The organism is Sphingobacteriales bacterium, from assembly GCA_016699615.1.
Lineage (GTDB): Bacteria > Bacteroidota > Bacteroidia > Chitinophagales > JADIYW01 > JADJSS01.
On record CP064984.1, the window covers coordinates 2,744,004 to 2,757,182 of the forward strand.

At 29.5% G+C, this 13,179-nt stretch carries 19 protein-coding genes, 1 tRNA gene, 2 pseudogenes and 1 riboswitch; of the genes and pseudogenes, 8 read left to right on the top strand and 14 right to left on the bottom strand.

The window, feature by feature from the left end; translation table 11 throughout:
• Positions 1-33: 33 nt before the first annotated feature.
• The 5 genes and pseudogenes from thiS to IPK18_13035 form a co-directional block, all read right to left on the bottom strand.
• Positions 34-237 (bottom strand): sulfur carrier protein ThiS, encoded by a 204-nt coding sequence (gene thiS, locus IPK18_13015; GenBank protein QQR97739.1) that lies wholly within the window; start codon positions 235-237, stop codon positions 34-36.
• A gap of 54 nt (positions 238-291) precedes the next feature.
• Positions 292-385: riboswitch (TPP riboswitch) on the bottom strand.
• Positions 386-429: 44 nt separating this feature from the next.
• Positions 430-761 (bottom strand): annotated as a pseudogene (locus IPK18_13020) (hypothetical protein).
• Positions 762-896: 135 nt separating this feature from the next.
• Positions 897-2,279: a phosphoglucosamine mutase gene (gene glmM, locus IPK18_13025; GenBank protein QQR97740.1), complete on the bottom strand. Its 1,383-nt coding sequence runs from the start codon at positions 2,277-2,279 to the stop codon at positions 897-899.
• A 145-nt stretch (positions 2,280-2,424) separates the two neighbouring features.
• Entirely contained in the window at positions 2,425-2,958 is a 534-nt protein-coding gene (locus IPK18_13030) for a hypothetical protein (protein ID QQR97741.1), read from the bottom strand.
• A gap of 31 nt (positions 2,959-2,989) precedes the next feature.
• Complete coding sequence (locus tag IPK18_13035) at positions 2,990-3,853, bottom strand: EamA family transporter (protein QQR97742.1); 864 nt, start codon at positions 3,851-3,853, stop codon at positions 2,990-2,992.
• A 110-nt stretch (positions 3,854-3,963) separates the two neighbouring features.
• On the opposite strand from IPK18_13035, the gene surE reads away from it, so the two are divergent.
• A complete protein-coding gene (gene surE / locus IPK18_13040) occupies positions 3,964-4,737 on the top strand; it encodes a 5'/3'-nucleotidase SurE (protein QQR97743.1) in 774 nt (257 codons plus the stop codon).
• 75 nt (positions 4,738-4,812) lie between these two features.
• Here the strand turns inward: surE and IPK18_13045 are convergent, their stop codons facing one another.
• The gene (locus IPK18_13045; protein ID QQR97744.1) at positions 4,813-4,974 is read right to left on the bottom strand and encodes a hypothetical protein; all 162 of its coding nucleotides are present in this window, start codon (positions 4,972-4,974) and stop codon (positions 4,813-4,815) included.
• Positions 4,975-5,034: 60 nt separating this feature from the next.
• Between IPK18_13045 and IPK18_13050 the strand changes: the two genes are divergently transcribed.
• From IPK18_13050 to IPK18_13060, 3 genes are read left to right on the top strand one after another with little or no spacing between them, the layout of a single operon-like run.
• Positions 5,035-5,415 carry a hypothetical protein gene (locus tag IPK18_13050; GenBank protein QQR97745.1) on the top strand — a complete coding sequence of 127 codons (381 nt, stop codon included), beginning with the start codon at positions 5,035-5,037 and terminating at the stop codon, positions 5,413-5,415.
• Between the two features lie 26 nt (positions 5,416-5,441).
• Positions 5,442-5,639 carry a hypothetical protein gene (locus tag IPK18_13055; GenBank protein QQR97746.1) on the top strand — a complete coding sequence of 66 codons (198 nt, stop codon included), beginning with the start codon at positions 5,442-5,444 and terminating at the stop codon, positions 5,637-5,639.
• On the top strand, positions 5,629-6,093 hold the full coding sequence (locus IPK18_13060) for a hypothetical protein (protein QQR97747.1): 465 nt from the start codon (positions 5,629-5,631) through the stop codon (positions 6,091-6,093). Before IPK18_13055 ends, IPK18_13060 begins: the two co-directional genes overlap by 11 nt.
• Here IPK18_13060 and IPK18_13065 read toward each other — a convergent pair.
• On the bottom strand, positions 6,070-6,831 hold the full coding sequence (locus IPK18_13065; protein QQR97748.1) for a hypothetical protein: 762 nt from the start codon (positions 6,829-6,831) through the stop codon (positions 6,070-6,072). The genes IPK18_13060 and IPK18_13065 overlap by 24 nt on opposite strands.
• Before the next feature lie 68 nt (positions 6,832-6,899).
• Here IPK18_13065 and pyrR point away from each other — a divergent pair, with 68 nt between their 5' ends.
• Positions 6,900-7,433, top strand: a complete 534-nt coding sequence (gene pyrR / locus IPK18_13070) for a bifunctional pyr operon transcriptional regulator/uracil phosphoribosyltransferase PyrR (protein QQR97749.1) — start codon at positions 6,900-6,902, stop codon at positions 7,431-7,433.
• A pseudogene (locus IPK18_13075) lies at positions 7,434-8,357 on the top strand (aspartate carbamoyltransferase catalytic subunit).
• Positions 8,358-8,360: 3 nt separating this feature from the next.
• On the opposite strand, the gene IPK18_13080 reads toward IPK18_13075, so the two are convergent.
• The 7 genes from IPK18_13080 to IPK18_13110 form a co-directional block, all read right to left on the bottom strand.
• Positions 8,361-8,801: a GNAT family N-acetyltransferase gene (locus IPK18_13080; protein QQR97750.1), complete on the bottom strand. Its 441-nt coding sequence runs from the start codon at positions 8,799-8,801 to the stop codon at positions 8,361-8,363.
• Positions 8,802-8,804: 3 nt separating this feature from the next.
• Complete coding sequence (ftsY, locus tag IPK18_13085; GenBank protein QQR97751.1) at positions 8,805-9,791, bottom strand: signal recognition particle-docking protein FtsY; 987 nt, start codon at positions 9,789-9,791, stop codon at positions 8,805-8,807.
• Positions 9,792-9,871: 80 nt separating this feature from the next.
• A complete protein-coding gene (locus IPK18_13090; GenBank protein ID QQR97752.1) occupies positions 9,872-10,042 on the bottom strand; it encodes a DUF4295 family protein in 171 nt (56 codons plus the stop codon).
• A 6-nt stretch (positions 10,043-10,048) separates the two neighbouring features.
• Positions 10,049-10,234, bottom strand: coding sequence for a 50S ribosomal protein L33 (gene rpmG, locus IPK18_13095; protein ID QQR97753.1), 186 nt, complete (start codon positions 10,232-10,234; stop codon positions 10,049-10,051).
• Positions 10,235-10,257: 23 nt separating this feature from the next.
• Positions 10,258-10,503 carry a 50S ribosomal protein L28 gene (gene rpmB / locus IPK18_13100; GenBank protein ID QQR97754.1) on the bottom strand — a complete coding sequence of 82 codons (246 nt, stop codon included), beginning with the start codon at positions 10,501-10,503 and terminating at the stop codon, positions 10,258-10,260.
• An 80-nt stretch (positions 10,504-10,583) separates the two neighbouring features.
• Positions 10,584-10,657: transfer RNA gene (locus IPK18_13105), tRNA-Arg, on the bottom strand.
• Between the two features lie 112 nt (positions 10,658-10,769).
• Positions 10,770-11,096 (bottom strand): SCP2 sterol-binding domain-containing protein, encoded by a 327-nt coding sequence (locus IPK18_13110; GenBank protein QQR97755.1) that lies wholly within the window; start codon positions 11,094-11,096, stop codon positions 10,770-10,772.
• Positions 11,097-11,218: 122 nt separating this feature from the next.
• On the opposite strand from IPK18_13110, the gene IPK18_13115 reads away from it, so the two are divergent.
• Together IPK18_13115 and arsC are read left to right on the top strand one after the other, a co-directional pair.
• Positions 11,219-12,820, top strand: coding sequence for an acyl-CoA carboxylase subunit beta (locus tag IPK18_13115; protein QQR97756.1), 1,602 nt, complete (start codon positions 11,219-11,221; stop codon positions 12,818-12,820).
• Between the two features lie 10 nt (positions 12,821-12,830).
• Complete coding sequence (gene arsC / locus IPK18_13120) at positions 12,831-13,172, top strand: arsenate reductase (glutaredoxin) (GenBank protein QQR97757.1); 342 nt, start codon at positions 12,831-12,833, stop codon at positions 13,170-13,172.
• The last annotated feature ends 7 nt before the right edge of the window (positions 13,173-13,179 follow it).

Genomic DNA, 13,179 nt, shown 5'->3' on the forward strand with positions numbered 1-13,179 from the left:
CTCATTATTTCATTGCTTCATTATCAAATTAATCTACCCACCAGCAACAGCGCCAATAATGATGATTTTGTCTTCATCGAATAAGATGGTTTTTTGCCATTCGCTGCGTGGTATTATTTCTTCGTTTAATGCTAATGCAATGCCATTCATTTCTTTTAGTTCTAAGGTTTCAATAGCTTTTTCCAGCGATGTATTTTCATCAAATTCGTGAATAATATTATTAATAATCAACTTCATTATTACATTGTTTTATTGTTACATTGATAAATTAATTACAAACTCCTGGAAATGCGAATAGGCAAGACTCGTTCCCTACGTTGGTATTAGCCAAATCAGGTTCAAAGGATATTTCTCAGCCAAATAAACAGCACTCCTAGAGTATAGTAAAATTATGAATTTTAAATGATAAATGATGAATTTTTAAGAAAATTAATATTTACTTACGCACCAAGCCCAATAAATTAATACAAATTGTAGCGCAACTCTAATATATAAAAACCATTCTTTGCCTTGTGCCATTTTTGGTGGTTGAAATAAATGTGGTATGTACTGCAAAAAAAAGCAATCAACATAGCAATGATTAAGTAGGCTGATAGTTGTCTTGTTGATGCAAATAGCAATCCTATTCCTAAGATAATTTCTGCAATTCCACTTACTTGATTGAGTAAGTTTGGTATTGGAAAAAACTTTGGCATTATACTTAAATAAAATCTTGGATTTATAAAATGGTTGATGCCTGCGCCAATGTATATGAATGACATTGCGTAGAGTGATATTTGTTGGATTGTCGTCATGGTACTAATATTTATATTTCTTAATAAAATATAAAAATCAATATAGCTAATATTATTAACTATGAATATTGATTGATAAGTAAATATAGTAATATTTTGCTACTATTCAGCCTTAAGAATTTCTAGAATATCTTTTTGCATTTTATGTGCAATAGCATTTGCAGTTTGCTCTGTGTTGCTTTCTACATAAATTCTGATTATTGGTTCAGTATTTGAACGTCTAAGGTGTATCCAATCTTCGTTGATGTCTATTCTAAGTCCATCAATTGTATTTTGTGGATATTGCTTGTACTTTTGTTTGATGCCTTCTATTATTTTATCTACGTCGATTCCTTCTTCAAGTTGAATTTTGTTTTTAGAAATTACATAGTTTGGATATGTTGCTCGTAATGAAGAAACACTTTTTTTAGATTTTGCCAAATGCGTTAAGAATATTGCAATTCCAGCTAATGCATCTCTGCCATAGTGTAATTCTGGAACGATAACACCACCATTGCCTTCGCCACCAATTACAGCATCCACTTCTTTCATTTTTTCTACAACATTTACTTCGCCCACAGCACTTGCAAAGTATTCTACACCATATTTCTCTGAAACATCTTTCAATGCTTTTGTAGATGATAGATTTGAAACCGTATTTCCCTTCTTTTGTGATAATATATAATCTGCACAAGCAACTAAAGTGTATTCTTCGCCAAATGCATTTCCTTTTTCATCAATAAATGCCAATCTATCTACATCTGGATCTACTGCAATACCTAAGTGTGCTTTGTTAAATGTAACTTCAGAAGCTAGATTTCCTAAGTGTTCTGGAAGTGGTTCTGGATTGTGAGGAAATTTCCCATTTGGTTCGCAGTATAATTCTGTAATCTTATCAACGCCTAATGCATTCAGTAATTTTGGTACAGCAATACCACCTACACTATTTACAGCATCTACTGCTATATGGAATTTTTTAGATTTTATTGCTTCAATATCAACATATGGTAATGCTAATATTTTTTCGATATGTTGGTCTAAATAATCTTTTTTTGTTAGTGTACCAATTTTATCAATTTCAGGAAATTCATATTTTGCTTTGTCAGACTTTTTTATAATTTCTCTACCAACACTTTCAGAAATAAACTCGCCATATTTATTTAATAATTTTAATGCATTCCATTGTTTTGGATTATGACTTGCTGTAATAATAATACCACCATCAGCTTCTTCTGCTACAACAGCCATTTCAACAGTAGGTGTGGTAGCTAAACCTAAATCTACAACATCTAAACCTAATCCTAATAAATTTCCAACAATATTGTGATAAACCATTTCACCAGAAATTCTTGCATCTCTGCCTATTACTACTTTTTTGCCGTCTTTTTGTTTAATGATATTTGCAAATGCTAATGTAAACTTTGCAATATCAATAGGAGTAAGATTGTCACCGCTTTTGCCACCAATAGTACCACGTATTCCAGAAATAGATTTAATTAATGCCAAGTTCTTATTATTTAGATATGCGAAAATATGAATTTAAAACACACGAATATTCATAAATGTGTTAAATAGTTGAAACAAAAATCATAGATAATGATATGTTAAGATAAAGATAAAGCTGAAAATGATATTTATCTTTTTTTGTTGGCTATAATTTTATAGACAACATTTTTCTTTGAGCTAAAATCGTGTATGAACCAAAAATTAATGGTATATAAATCAAATCACTGATAAATGAATTTTTATAAAATGGAATTGCTGCAATAAAGCATTCAATAAGTCCACTAATATTTTTTGTATATATGCTATCCATCAACCAAACACCAAAATTAGTAATTATAAAAAATAATAATGATGATGAAATGCCAAAAATAGCAACTTTGTTCCATTCTAATTTTGAATTATTAAGTTTGTTTCCAAATAAAGTAATTAGAATATAAGATAGATATACAAACACAAATGAATTGTGAAATAATGGATATTTATTGATGTAAGAGATAAGCATATCACCAACAAATGATGCTAATAATGTAATTATTATTGCCATGTTTTTTTGTCTAAAAATATATCCAGAAAATAAGCCAATAGCAATAACTGGTGCAAAATTATATATTGGTTGATAGATTCTACACAATGTAGCAATAATGATAAGTGTAATAGCTAAAAGATATTTATTATTCATAAACTGTTTTTTACAAAGTTAATAAAAATAATTAATTTTTTATTCCAATAAAAATGATTGATAAAATGGCCATGCCAAGCCCAATTAATTTCTTGCGATTGAATTTTTCGCTAAAAATAAAAATACCAGCAAATGCAGTAGCACATACAATGCAAATATTATTTATCGGAAATATTTTACTAGATTCTAAGTTTGATGCATCTAATGCTTTTAGCAAAAAATACAACGAACCATAGTTAGGTATGCCTAATACAATTCCACCAAAAATGTTTTTTGCTTGGTACAGTTCTCTTTTATAAAAATTAAATATAAAACTCAATATAAATGCACCAAAGAAGATTGAAACATTAATTACATGTTCCCATCCATCAATAAATATTCTTTTTTGGATGAAATTAAAAACGGTGTCAGTTAGTCCACCACCAACAAAAATAATTATAGGAAATATATAATCATTTTTATGTGCTTTATTCGTTTCATTCGCATCATCAAACGATATAAAGTATATTGCTACAATGGCTAGTATTATTCCAAAAATCTTGTAAAATGTAATTTTATCATCATATAAGAAGAAAGCAAAAAACACAGGAATAACAAATGATAACTTGAAGGCAATTCCAGTAATTGCAACACCAACAGAAGTTGTAGATTTTCCTACTAATGAAAATATTAGATAAAATGCCAAGCCTAAGAGTAATGGTATATATGCTTTTTCCCAATGTATAAATTGTACAATTTGTGCAGTTCTATCGTTCATTAATAATGTACCAACTATACAACAAACTAAATAATTCCACACAATACCATATGTTGTATCTATTTTATAATTTGAAAATAGACGTAATATAACAACTAACGATGTCGCACATATAATACTGAGTAAAATATAAATCATAATAAAAATGTGCGCAAATATAGTTAAATACAATAAAGTTTCATCCATTAAGAAAAATGGTAGTATTATAATTTATTTGAAAAGTGGATTCTAATTTATATTTTTGCTATATGCAAAGACCAGTTATTTTAGTAAGCAACGATGATAGTATAAATGCACCAGGAATAAAAGCACTTGTAGAAGTAGCTAAAAAGTTTGGAGATGTTGTTGTGGTTGCACCAGATAGTCCACAATCAGGCATGGGACATGCAATTACTATACACGAGCCACTGCGTTTAAATAAAATAGGAATATTTGAAGATGTAGAAGCTTATCAATGTTCTGGTACACCAGCAGACTGTGTAAAAATTGCCATAGATAAAATACTTCATAGAAAACCAGATTTGTGCATCTCAGGTATTAACCATGGCTCAAATGCATCAATCAATGTAATATATTCAGGTACTATGTCAGCAGCAATGGAAGCAGCCATTGATGGTATACCAGCAATTGGTTTTTCATTATTAGACTTTGCTTTTGATGCAGATTTTACGGCAGCAAAACATTATGCAGAAATTGTAATTCGTGAATTATTAAATAATGGCTTGCCAAATGCATGTTTGTTAAATGTAAATATTCCCAAAATGTCATTGCAAGATATAAAAGGTATGCGTGTTTGCAGACAAGCAGTTGCAAAATGGGAAGAAGAGTTTGATAAAAGAGTTGATCCAAATGGTTCAGCGTACTATTGGCTTACTGGAAAATTCGAGAACAAAGATAAAGGAGAAGATACAGATGTTTGGGCATTAGACAATGGTTATGTATCTATTGTTCCAGTGCAATTTGATTTAACTAATTATCATGGAATTACGTTTATAAATAATAATTGGAACATACATGAATAAATTACTAGAAAAACCAATATTTAATGGCATAATGCTTGGGCTTATTGTGCCAGCATTAGTGCTTTTTATTTTGTACTATATACAATATTCTACAATGTCTTTTGATGGATTTGTTGAACGTGCACTTTCTAAAACATTATTGCCATCAACCATACGTTTTTGTGTATTTGCCAATATGCCTTTGTTTTTATTGTTTAATGTATTAAAACGATTTGAAGTTTGTATTTGAATTTTCATATCAACAATAGTGTACATAGCAATCATGTTGTTGTATAGATTTGTTTTATAAAATATCTATTGAAATATTTTTTTATAACAGGAGAGGAGTCAGGTAGCAATTATGCTACTCAAATAATATTGAATTTAAAAAACATAGATAATCAAGCAACATTTTATGGATTAGGTGGAAGTAATATGCAAGCTGTTGGTTGTGGAATTATTTTACCATTAGAAAAATTAGCTTTTATGGGCTTTTCAGATGTTGTAAAAAATATCTTTACCATCAAAAATAATATAGCACAAACAAAAGCAGCAATTTTATCTATTCAGCCAGATGTTGTTTGTTTGGTAGATTATGCTGGATTCAATCTTAGAATGGCAAAATGGTGTAAGAAAAATGGGTTTAAAGTTGTCTATTATATCTTGCCAAAAGTTTGGGCATGGAATGAAAAAGAATAAAAATTCTACAACAATATTGTGATGTTTTGATAAGTATTTTCCCATTTGAGCAAAAATATTTTGAAGCAAAAAAAACAAGTGTTTTGTATTTTGGGAATCCATTAACAGAAAAAATAAATCCAAATTCAAATCAAGAAGATGTACATAAAATTGCACTTTTACCAGGAAGCAGAAACCAAGAAATAAAAAAAACTTTTGCCAGTTTTTTTAGAATTGGCAAATAATAATTTTGATAAAAAATTTTGTATTGTTGGTCTAAATAAAAAGCAAAAAATATATCCTACAGTTTTGCCAAACAATGTAGAAATAGTTTTTAATAACATGGATAAAGTGCTACAACAATCAAAATTTGCAGTAACTTGTAGTGGAACAGCTACCTTAGAAGTTGCTTTATATAATGTGCCACAAGTTGTTGTTTATAAAACAAATAAGATAAATTATTTCATTGGAAAAAGACTGATAAAAGTAGCATATATAAGTTTGCCGAATTTGATAGCCAATCAAAAAATTGTTGCTGAATTGATACAAGACGCATGTACAGCAAAAAATATAGAACAAGAATTAGACAAACTTGAAAATGAAGGAACTAATTATTATGATGTGCAGAATCAGTTGAAATCAGCAGATTCGGTATCTTATCAAGTTGCTAATGTATTATTTAACTTGGCTCTTCAGTAGTTTTTTTGCTTGGCCAACCCAATTATCTTTCAAAATTCTTCCAGGAAAAAATTCAATAGCTTCATTCACAATTTTAATATCATCATCATTAAAATTTGCAATTTGTTGTAGACAAAATATGCCAACATTATTTAGCTTATTCTCAACACTTAGACCAATGCCAGTAATTTGTTTCAAATCATCTTTCTCACTAGTTTTTGCTCTACCAATTCTATCAAAATTTATTTTCGATGCATTTTCGCTTAACACTAACTCTTCTTCATCCTCAAAATCATCAGATATTTCAACTTTTGTAATGGTATTAAAAAGTGGTTGTTCTATTTCTGGTAATTTATCTTGAAGTTGAGAAATATGCAATTCAGCATCTTTTAGTTTTTTATTGAGTTCTTTAATTTTTTTGTTGATGATTTCATCAGATTTCTGAGTAGATAACTTTTCAAATTCCCTTTCTTTCAAATCTCTTATTTGTTTCTCATATTGAAAAATTTTCTTAATATTTACCTCATTTTCTATGATATGTGCATTCAATTTCATTTTTAATGCATGAATGTCGTTTGATGGACTTTTAAGATTAGTCAATTCTGATCTTAATTGAATATTTTCAAACTCCAAGTTTGATAAATCATTTTTAATGTTCGTTTCTTCTTTATTTTGCTTAGATAGGTAATAGCCAATTGCAATTCCAATTAAAATAGAAACTAATGCAATACTAATATAAATGAATTCTTGACTTTCCATTAGATATTTTCTCTAAGTTAATTATTTTTTTATTACTACATAATAGTAATAATGATTATATTTGCACTATGCATACTTTGCTTTTTAATCAATATCAAATTGATTTAATAGTTAATCGATTAAGTAGGCAAGTATTGGAAGCTAAGCAAGTCGAAGAAATTATTCTTATTGGTGTACAACCACGTGGTGTTTTCCTTGCAAACAGAATCCATCAAATTATTGAAAATCTTACCAACACAAAGATTAAGTACGGAACTATTGATGATACATTTCATCGAGATGATTTTCGTAGAGGAAAATTAGTAAAAGTTAATGAAACAAATATTCCTTTTGAAATAGAAAATAAGAATATTATATTGATTGATGATGTATTGTACACAGGCAGAACAATACGTGCAGCATTAGATGCTTTGTTGATGTATGGAAGACCAAAAAAAATAGAACTATTAGTATTAATAGATAGAAGATTTAATCGCGAGTTGCCAATACAACCAGATTATGTTGGCGAAGCTATTGATACAATTGAGAATACGAAAGTAATTGTAGAGTGGAAATCTGAAGAGAATAAAGAAGATAAAGTATTGTTTGTAAATGAAAATTAAATGGAAAAACTAAGTACTAAACATCTCATTGCTATTGAAGAAATAACAAAAGAAGATATTGACCTAATTTTACGTACAGCAACACAATTTAAAGAAATTATCAATAGACCAATTAAGAAAGTTCCAACATTAAGAGACATTACCATAGCAAATTTGTTTTTTGAAAACTCAACAAGAACACGTGTTTCATTTGAGTTAGCAAAAAAAGATTATCAGCAGATACTGTAAATTTTGCATCATCATCATCATCAGTAAAAAAAGGAGAGACACTACTCGATACTGTAAATAATATTTTATCTATGAAAGTAGATATGATAGTTATGCGACATCCAAGTCCTGTGCGTGTACGTTTTTATCCAATAAAATAGATGCTATTATGATAAATGCTGGTGATGGTACGCACGAACATCCAACACAAGCATTGCTTGATGCATATTCATTACAAGAAAAATTAGGCAATTTGGAAGGAAAGAAAATTGCTATTGTAGGTGATATTATGCACTCTAGAGTGGCACTTTCAAACATATTTTGTTTAAAAAATTAGGTGCAGAAATTACACTTTGTGGTCCATCTACATTAATTCCAAAATATATATCAAATTTAGGTGTACATATATCACACAATATAGATGAAACTTTGGCTTGGTGCGATGCAACAAATATTCTTAGAATTCAATTGGAGCGACAAAATATTCAATATTTTCCAAGCTTAAGAGAATATTCAATTTACTTTGGTATAAACAAACAAAGGTTAGAAAAATTAAATAAGGAAATTGTAATTATGCACCCAGGTCCAATAAATCGTGGTGTTGAATTAAATTCTGATGTTGCAGATTCTGAACATTCAATTATACTACAACAAGTAGAAAATGGTGTAGCTGTGCGAATGGCAGCTATGTATTTATTAGCAAATCAGAATAATTAAAAATTACTCTTGCCAATAGTAGTGTACAAAAGATACATCTTTTTCCCAACCTAATTTTTCATATAAATTTCTAGCTGGATTATCAATTGCAGTTTCTACCCAAAGTCCTTTACAGTTATTTTCTCTACAAAATTCTTTTGCTGTTTCTAGTAATGCTTTTCCAAATCCATTTTTTCTGAACTCAGGATAAACATATAAATCATTCATAATAATATCTCTTTTCATTGAAACAGAAGAAAATGTTGGATATAATTGTATAAAACCAATAAGCTTTCCATTATTTTCTGCAACAAAAATTACAGATTCATTTTTATCCATTCTTTCTGTTAAAAAAGATTTTGCTTTTTCAATATTAGATTGTTGAGCATAAAATTGTCTGTACTCATCAAAAAGTATAGCTAGTTGCTCTATGTCTTGTTTTGTAGAAACTCTAATTGTTGTCATGTATTATTCTTTAAATAAGGTTTCAATAAATGCTAATTTATTAAAAGTTTGCAATTGTTCCATTTTTTCTCCTAATCCTAAATATTTTATAGGTATTTGTAATTCATCAGCAATACTTAATACAATGCCACCTTTTGCTGTACCATCTAATTTGGTAAGTGCTAATGCTGTTACTTGTGTTGCGGTAGAAAAATGTTTTGCTTGCTCTAATGCGTTTTGACCAGTTGAAGCATCTAAGACTAGAAGTACTTCATGTGGTGCATCAGGAATCACTTTAGACATTACTTTTTTTATTTTACTCAATTCGTCCATCAAGCCTTGTTTGTTGTGCAAACGACCAGCCGTGTCAATTATTATTACATCAGCATTTTTGGCTACTCCAGATTGCACTGCATCAAATGCAACTGCAGCTGGGTCACTACCCATTGCTTGTTTTACTATGGATACACCAACTCTGTCGCTCCAAATTGTAAGTTGGTCTACGGCAGCTGCTCTAAAAGTATCTGCTGCGCCTAAAACCACATTTTTGCCTAGTTTTTTAAACTGGTAAGCTAATTTACCAATGGTAGTAGTTTTTCCTACACCATTTACACCAACTACCATTATTACTTGTGGTTGGTTTGTAATAGCTTGCTCAAAATCTATAATGTCTTTAGTATTGTTTTCTTCAAGAATTGTTGCTATTTCGTGTTTTAAAATAGTGTTTAATTCTTTTGTATTGATGTATTTGTCTTTTGCTACTCTAGCTTCTAATCTATCAATGATTTTTATTGTAGTAGGCAAGCTTACATCAGATGAAATTAAGATTTCTTCTAATTCATCTAGGAATTCAATATCTATCTCTGATTTTCCGGCTACTGCCTTAGATATTTTTGAGAAAAAACCTTGTTTTGTTTTTTCCAATCCAGCATTAAGCTCTTGTTCTGCTTCAAGAAGCTCAACATCAGTTTTTTTTGATTTGCCTTTAAATATTTTATCAAATATTCCCATGAAAATAAATGCAACTTAAAAATAATAAAAAAAGCCTCTCATTGTGTAGAGAAGCTCTATTTATTATTAGTTTATTAATACTATAAATCTTTTAAAGTTTGTTGAAGTAAATCTTTGTGAACGATTTTTTCTTTAAAAGTATAAGCGCCACTTTTATCAGACTTTACAGCTTTTATTATTTTTACCATGTTTTTTGATTCGCCAATATTTTTACCTCTGTCAACTTTGGCGTTTTTGGATACCTTTGCCATATTCTATTATTTTATTTCTTTATGAACAGTTACTTTTTTCAAAATAGGATTGAATTTTTTCAACTCAATTCTTTCTGGAGTGTTTTTTCTATTTTTCTTTGTAATATATCTAGAAATACCAGGCATTCCTGATGCTTTATGCTCAGTGCATTCTAATATTACTTGTATTCTATTGCCTTTCTTCTTTGCCATAATTGTAAATATTTATTATAATATTATAAACCTATTTGTATTTCGCCTTTTTTTTGTAATTCTTTTAAGTATGCGTAAATACCTTTTTTATTAATTGTTCTAATTGCAGATGTAGATACTTTTAAGTCTATCCATCTGTCTACTTCAGGAATGTAAAAAGCTTTTTTCTGTAAGTTTGGTAAAAATCTTCTCTTTGTTTTAATATTAGAGTGAGATACTTTATTTCCTGAGATTGGTCCTTTTCCTGTTAAATCGCAAAAACGTGCCATGATTGTATATTTTCTTTTTTAAGTTTGCAAAGTTCTGTTTTTTTTGATAAAAAACAAATTTTTTTAATATTAAAAATTTGTGAACCTGGAGAGAGTCGAACTCCCAACCTCCAGAGCCGTAATCTGGTGCTCTATCCAATTAAGCTACAGGTCCAACTTGCCACAAAGATAATCTAATATCCTAATATTTATAAAACAATTAGATAATTTAATATTTAGGCAACAAAATACTAGAGTCTGTATTTAGCTTATCTTGTATTTTTTGATTATGCAGCTTCTATATCTCTAAACATTCCAATAAATTTAAGCATTGCACCAAGGTTGCTTATTTTTATTTTTCCCATCATTACAGACATTTGCTTGTTTACTCTTCCTAATTCAGCATCTTCAAAATCTGATGCTTCAGATGAAATAACACAATCTGCTTCTCCATTTAATCCATCAGATACCGTGCAAACGCCATTTGCAACTTGTACCGTATAATCACCACCGTTTTCTCCGCTTAATTGGAAATGAAAAACTCCAGTTTCACTTGCGGCTTCTTCTGCCTTAAATCTATTAGGCAAATCGTACATAATTTCTTTTGCTGTCATTTTTATTTAGTTTATTATTTTAAAATATAGACAAATATAATCTACAAAAAATATTTTACCAAACGTTTGTTTAATTTATTTTGTTTTTTTACTTTTGATAAGAAGATAATGATAGATATACAATGCAAATTAAATCTAAAATAAATATCAATTCTGCTGCTTATAAGGAGAATTACCAGAAAATGTTAGAAAAAATAGATGTTTTACAAAAACATTTGCAGAAATCTTTATTTCAAGGGGAAGATAAGCACAAAGAAAGAGCAAAAGCTAAAGGAAAATTATTAGCAAGAGAAAGAATAGAAATGCTTTTAGATATAGATTCACCATTTTTAGAATTATGTCCATTAGCAGGATTAGATGTGAAAGGTGGCTTTGGTACAGGTGGAACTATGGTAGCTGGAATTGGATTGGTATCTAGTAAAATATGTATTGTAACTGCAAATGTAGGAACGAATAAAGGCGGCGCAATTGATATTGCCACATTACAAAAAGCACTTAGAATAAATGAAATTGGCAAAGAAAACAATTTACCATCCATTAACTTAGTAGAAAGTGCTGGTGCAAATTTACCAGACCAAGCTAAAATATTTAATTTAGGTGGTAATAATTTTAAAGAAATTACAAAACGTTCAAAGGCTGGAATACCAACTATCTCAATAGTTTTTGGAAATTCAACAGCTGGTGGTGCTTATATTCCAGGCATGTCAGATTATACAATATTTGTAAAGAATCAGGCAAAGGTTTTTTTAGCTGGTCCACCTTTAGTAAAAATGGCAACAAATGAAGTTGTAGATGACGAAACATTAGGTGGCGCAGATATGCATGCAAAAATTTCAGGAGTTGCAGACTATTTAGCAAATAATGAATTAGATGGAATTCGAATTGCGCGTGAGTTAATGAGTAATTTAAGTACAGTAGAAAATACATCAGAAATTAATACTAAAAATTTCGAAGAACCAAAATATAACATCGATGAATTATTAGGCATTATTTCTGTTGATCTCAAAATGCCTTTTGATTGCAGAGAAGTGATTGCAAGAATTGTTGACGGTTCTGAGTTTCATGAATTTAAAAAAGAATATGGTACTACATTAATTTGTGGCTTTGCAAAAATTCATGGTTATCCAATTGCAATTATTTCTAATAATGGTGTTTTGTTTAATGACTCATCAAACAAAGGAGCACATTTTATTCAACTATGTAATATGAATAATACACCAATATTGTTTTTGCAAAATATTACAGGTTTTATGGTTGGTAAGCAATACGAACAATCTGGCATAATAAAAGATGGTGCAAAAATGATAAATGCTGTGTCAAATTCTGAAGTGCCTATGTTCACCATAATGATGGCAGCAAGCTATGGTGCAGGCAACTATGCAACGTGTGGTAGAGCATATAATCCAAGATTCTTGTTTTCTTATCCAAATTCTATGATTGCAGTAATGGGTAGCGAACAATTGGCTGGTGTGATGCAAATGGTAGCCAAAGAAGGTGCTATAAAAAGTGGCAAAGAATGGGACGAAAATCAAGCAGCACAAATGAAAGAATTTATGAAAGCAGAAATTGAAAAGCAAAGCAATGCATTTTTTGCAACTGGACAGTTGTGGGATGATGGTATTATTGATCCAAGAGATACTAGAAATGTAATGGGTTTGGTGCTTTCATTAACATACATGAATGAAGTAAAAGGTACAAATGCGTGGGGCGTTTATAGAATGTAAATTATAATATATGATTACAATATACCATAATCCAAAATGCGGGAAAAGTAGAAACGCATTAAAATTTTTAGAAGAATCTGGACAGCAAATAGAAGTTGTTGAATACTTGAAAAATACACCAGCTAAGGAAGAACTAAAATCTGTTATTCAAAAATTGGGAATTAAAGCACATGATTTAATTAGAGTAAAAGAAGAAATCTATAAAGAAAAATACAAAGGCAAAATATTGTCTGATGATGAATGGATAGATGTGTTAGTAGAAAATCCTATTTTGATAGAAAGACCAATTGTAATAAATAAAAATAAGGCTGTTATTGCTAGAGAAGAAGGAAAAATAGAAACTATTATTTAGCAAAAAA

Coding starts and splice junctions, on each gene's coding strand:
- thiS (QQR97739.1), bottom strand. CDS start 237: ATGAAGTTGATTATTAATAATATTATTCACGAATTTGATGAAAATACA.
- IPK18_13030 (QQR97741.1), bottom strand. CDS start 2,958: ATGAATAATAAATATCTTTTAGCTATTACACTTATCATTATTGCTACA.
- IPK18_13035 (QQR97742.1), bottom strand. CDS start 3,853: ATGATTTATATTTTACTCAGTATTATATGTGCGACATCGTTAGTTGTT.
- surE (QQR97743.1), top strand. CDS start 3,964: ATGCAAAGACCAGTTATTTTAGTAAGCAACGATGATAGTATAAATGCA.
- IPK18_13045 (QQR97744.1), bottom strand. CDS start 4,974: ATGAAAATTCAAATACAAACTTCAAATCGTTTTAATACATTAAACAAT.
- IPK18_13065 (QQR97748.1), bottom strand. CDS start 6,831: ATGGAAAGTCAAGAATTCATTTATATTAGTATTGCATTAGTTTCTATT.
- pyrR (QQR97749.1), top strand. CDS start 6,900: ATGCATACTTTGCTTTTTAATCAATATCAAATTGATTTAATAGTTAAT.
- IPK18_13080 (QQR97750.1), bottom strand. CDS start 8,801: ATGACAACAATTAGAGTTTCTACAAAACAAGACATAGAGCAACTAGCT.
- ftsY (QQR97751.1), bottom strand. CDS start 9,791: ATGGGAATATTTGATAAAATATTTAAAGGCAAATCAAAAAAAACTGAT.
- IPK18_13090 (QQR97752.1), bottom strand. CDS start 10,042: ATGGCAAAGGTATCCAAAAACGCCAAAGTTGACAGAGGTAAAAATATT.
- rpmG (QQR97753.1), bottom strand. CDS start 10,234: ATGGCAAAGAAGAAAGGCAATAGAATACAAGTAATATTAGAATGCACT.
- rpmB (QQR97754.1), bottom strand. CDS start 10,503: ATGGCACGTTTTTGCGATTTAACAGGAAAAGGACCAATCTCAGGAAAT.
- IPK18_13110 (QQR97755.1), bottom strand. CDS start 11,096: ATGACAGCAAAAGAAATTATGTACGATTTGCCTAATAGATTTAAGGCA.
- IPK18_13115 (QQR97756.1), top strand. CDS start 11,219: ATGCAAATTAAATCTAAAATAAATATCAATTCTGCTGCTTATAAGGAG.
- arsC (QQR97757.1), top strand. CDS start 12,831: ATGATTACAATATACCATAATCCAAAATGCGGGAAAAGTAGAAACGCA.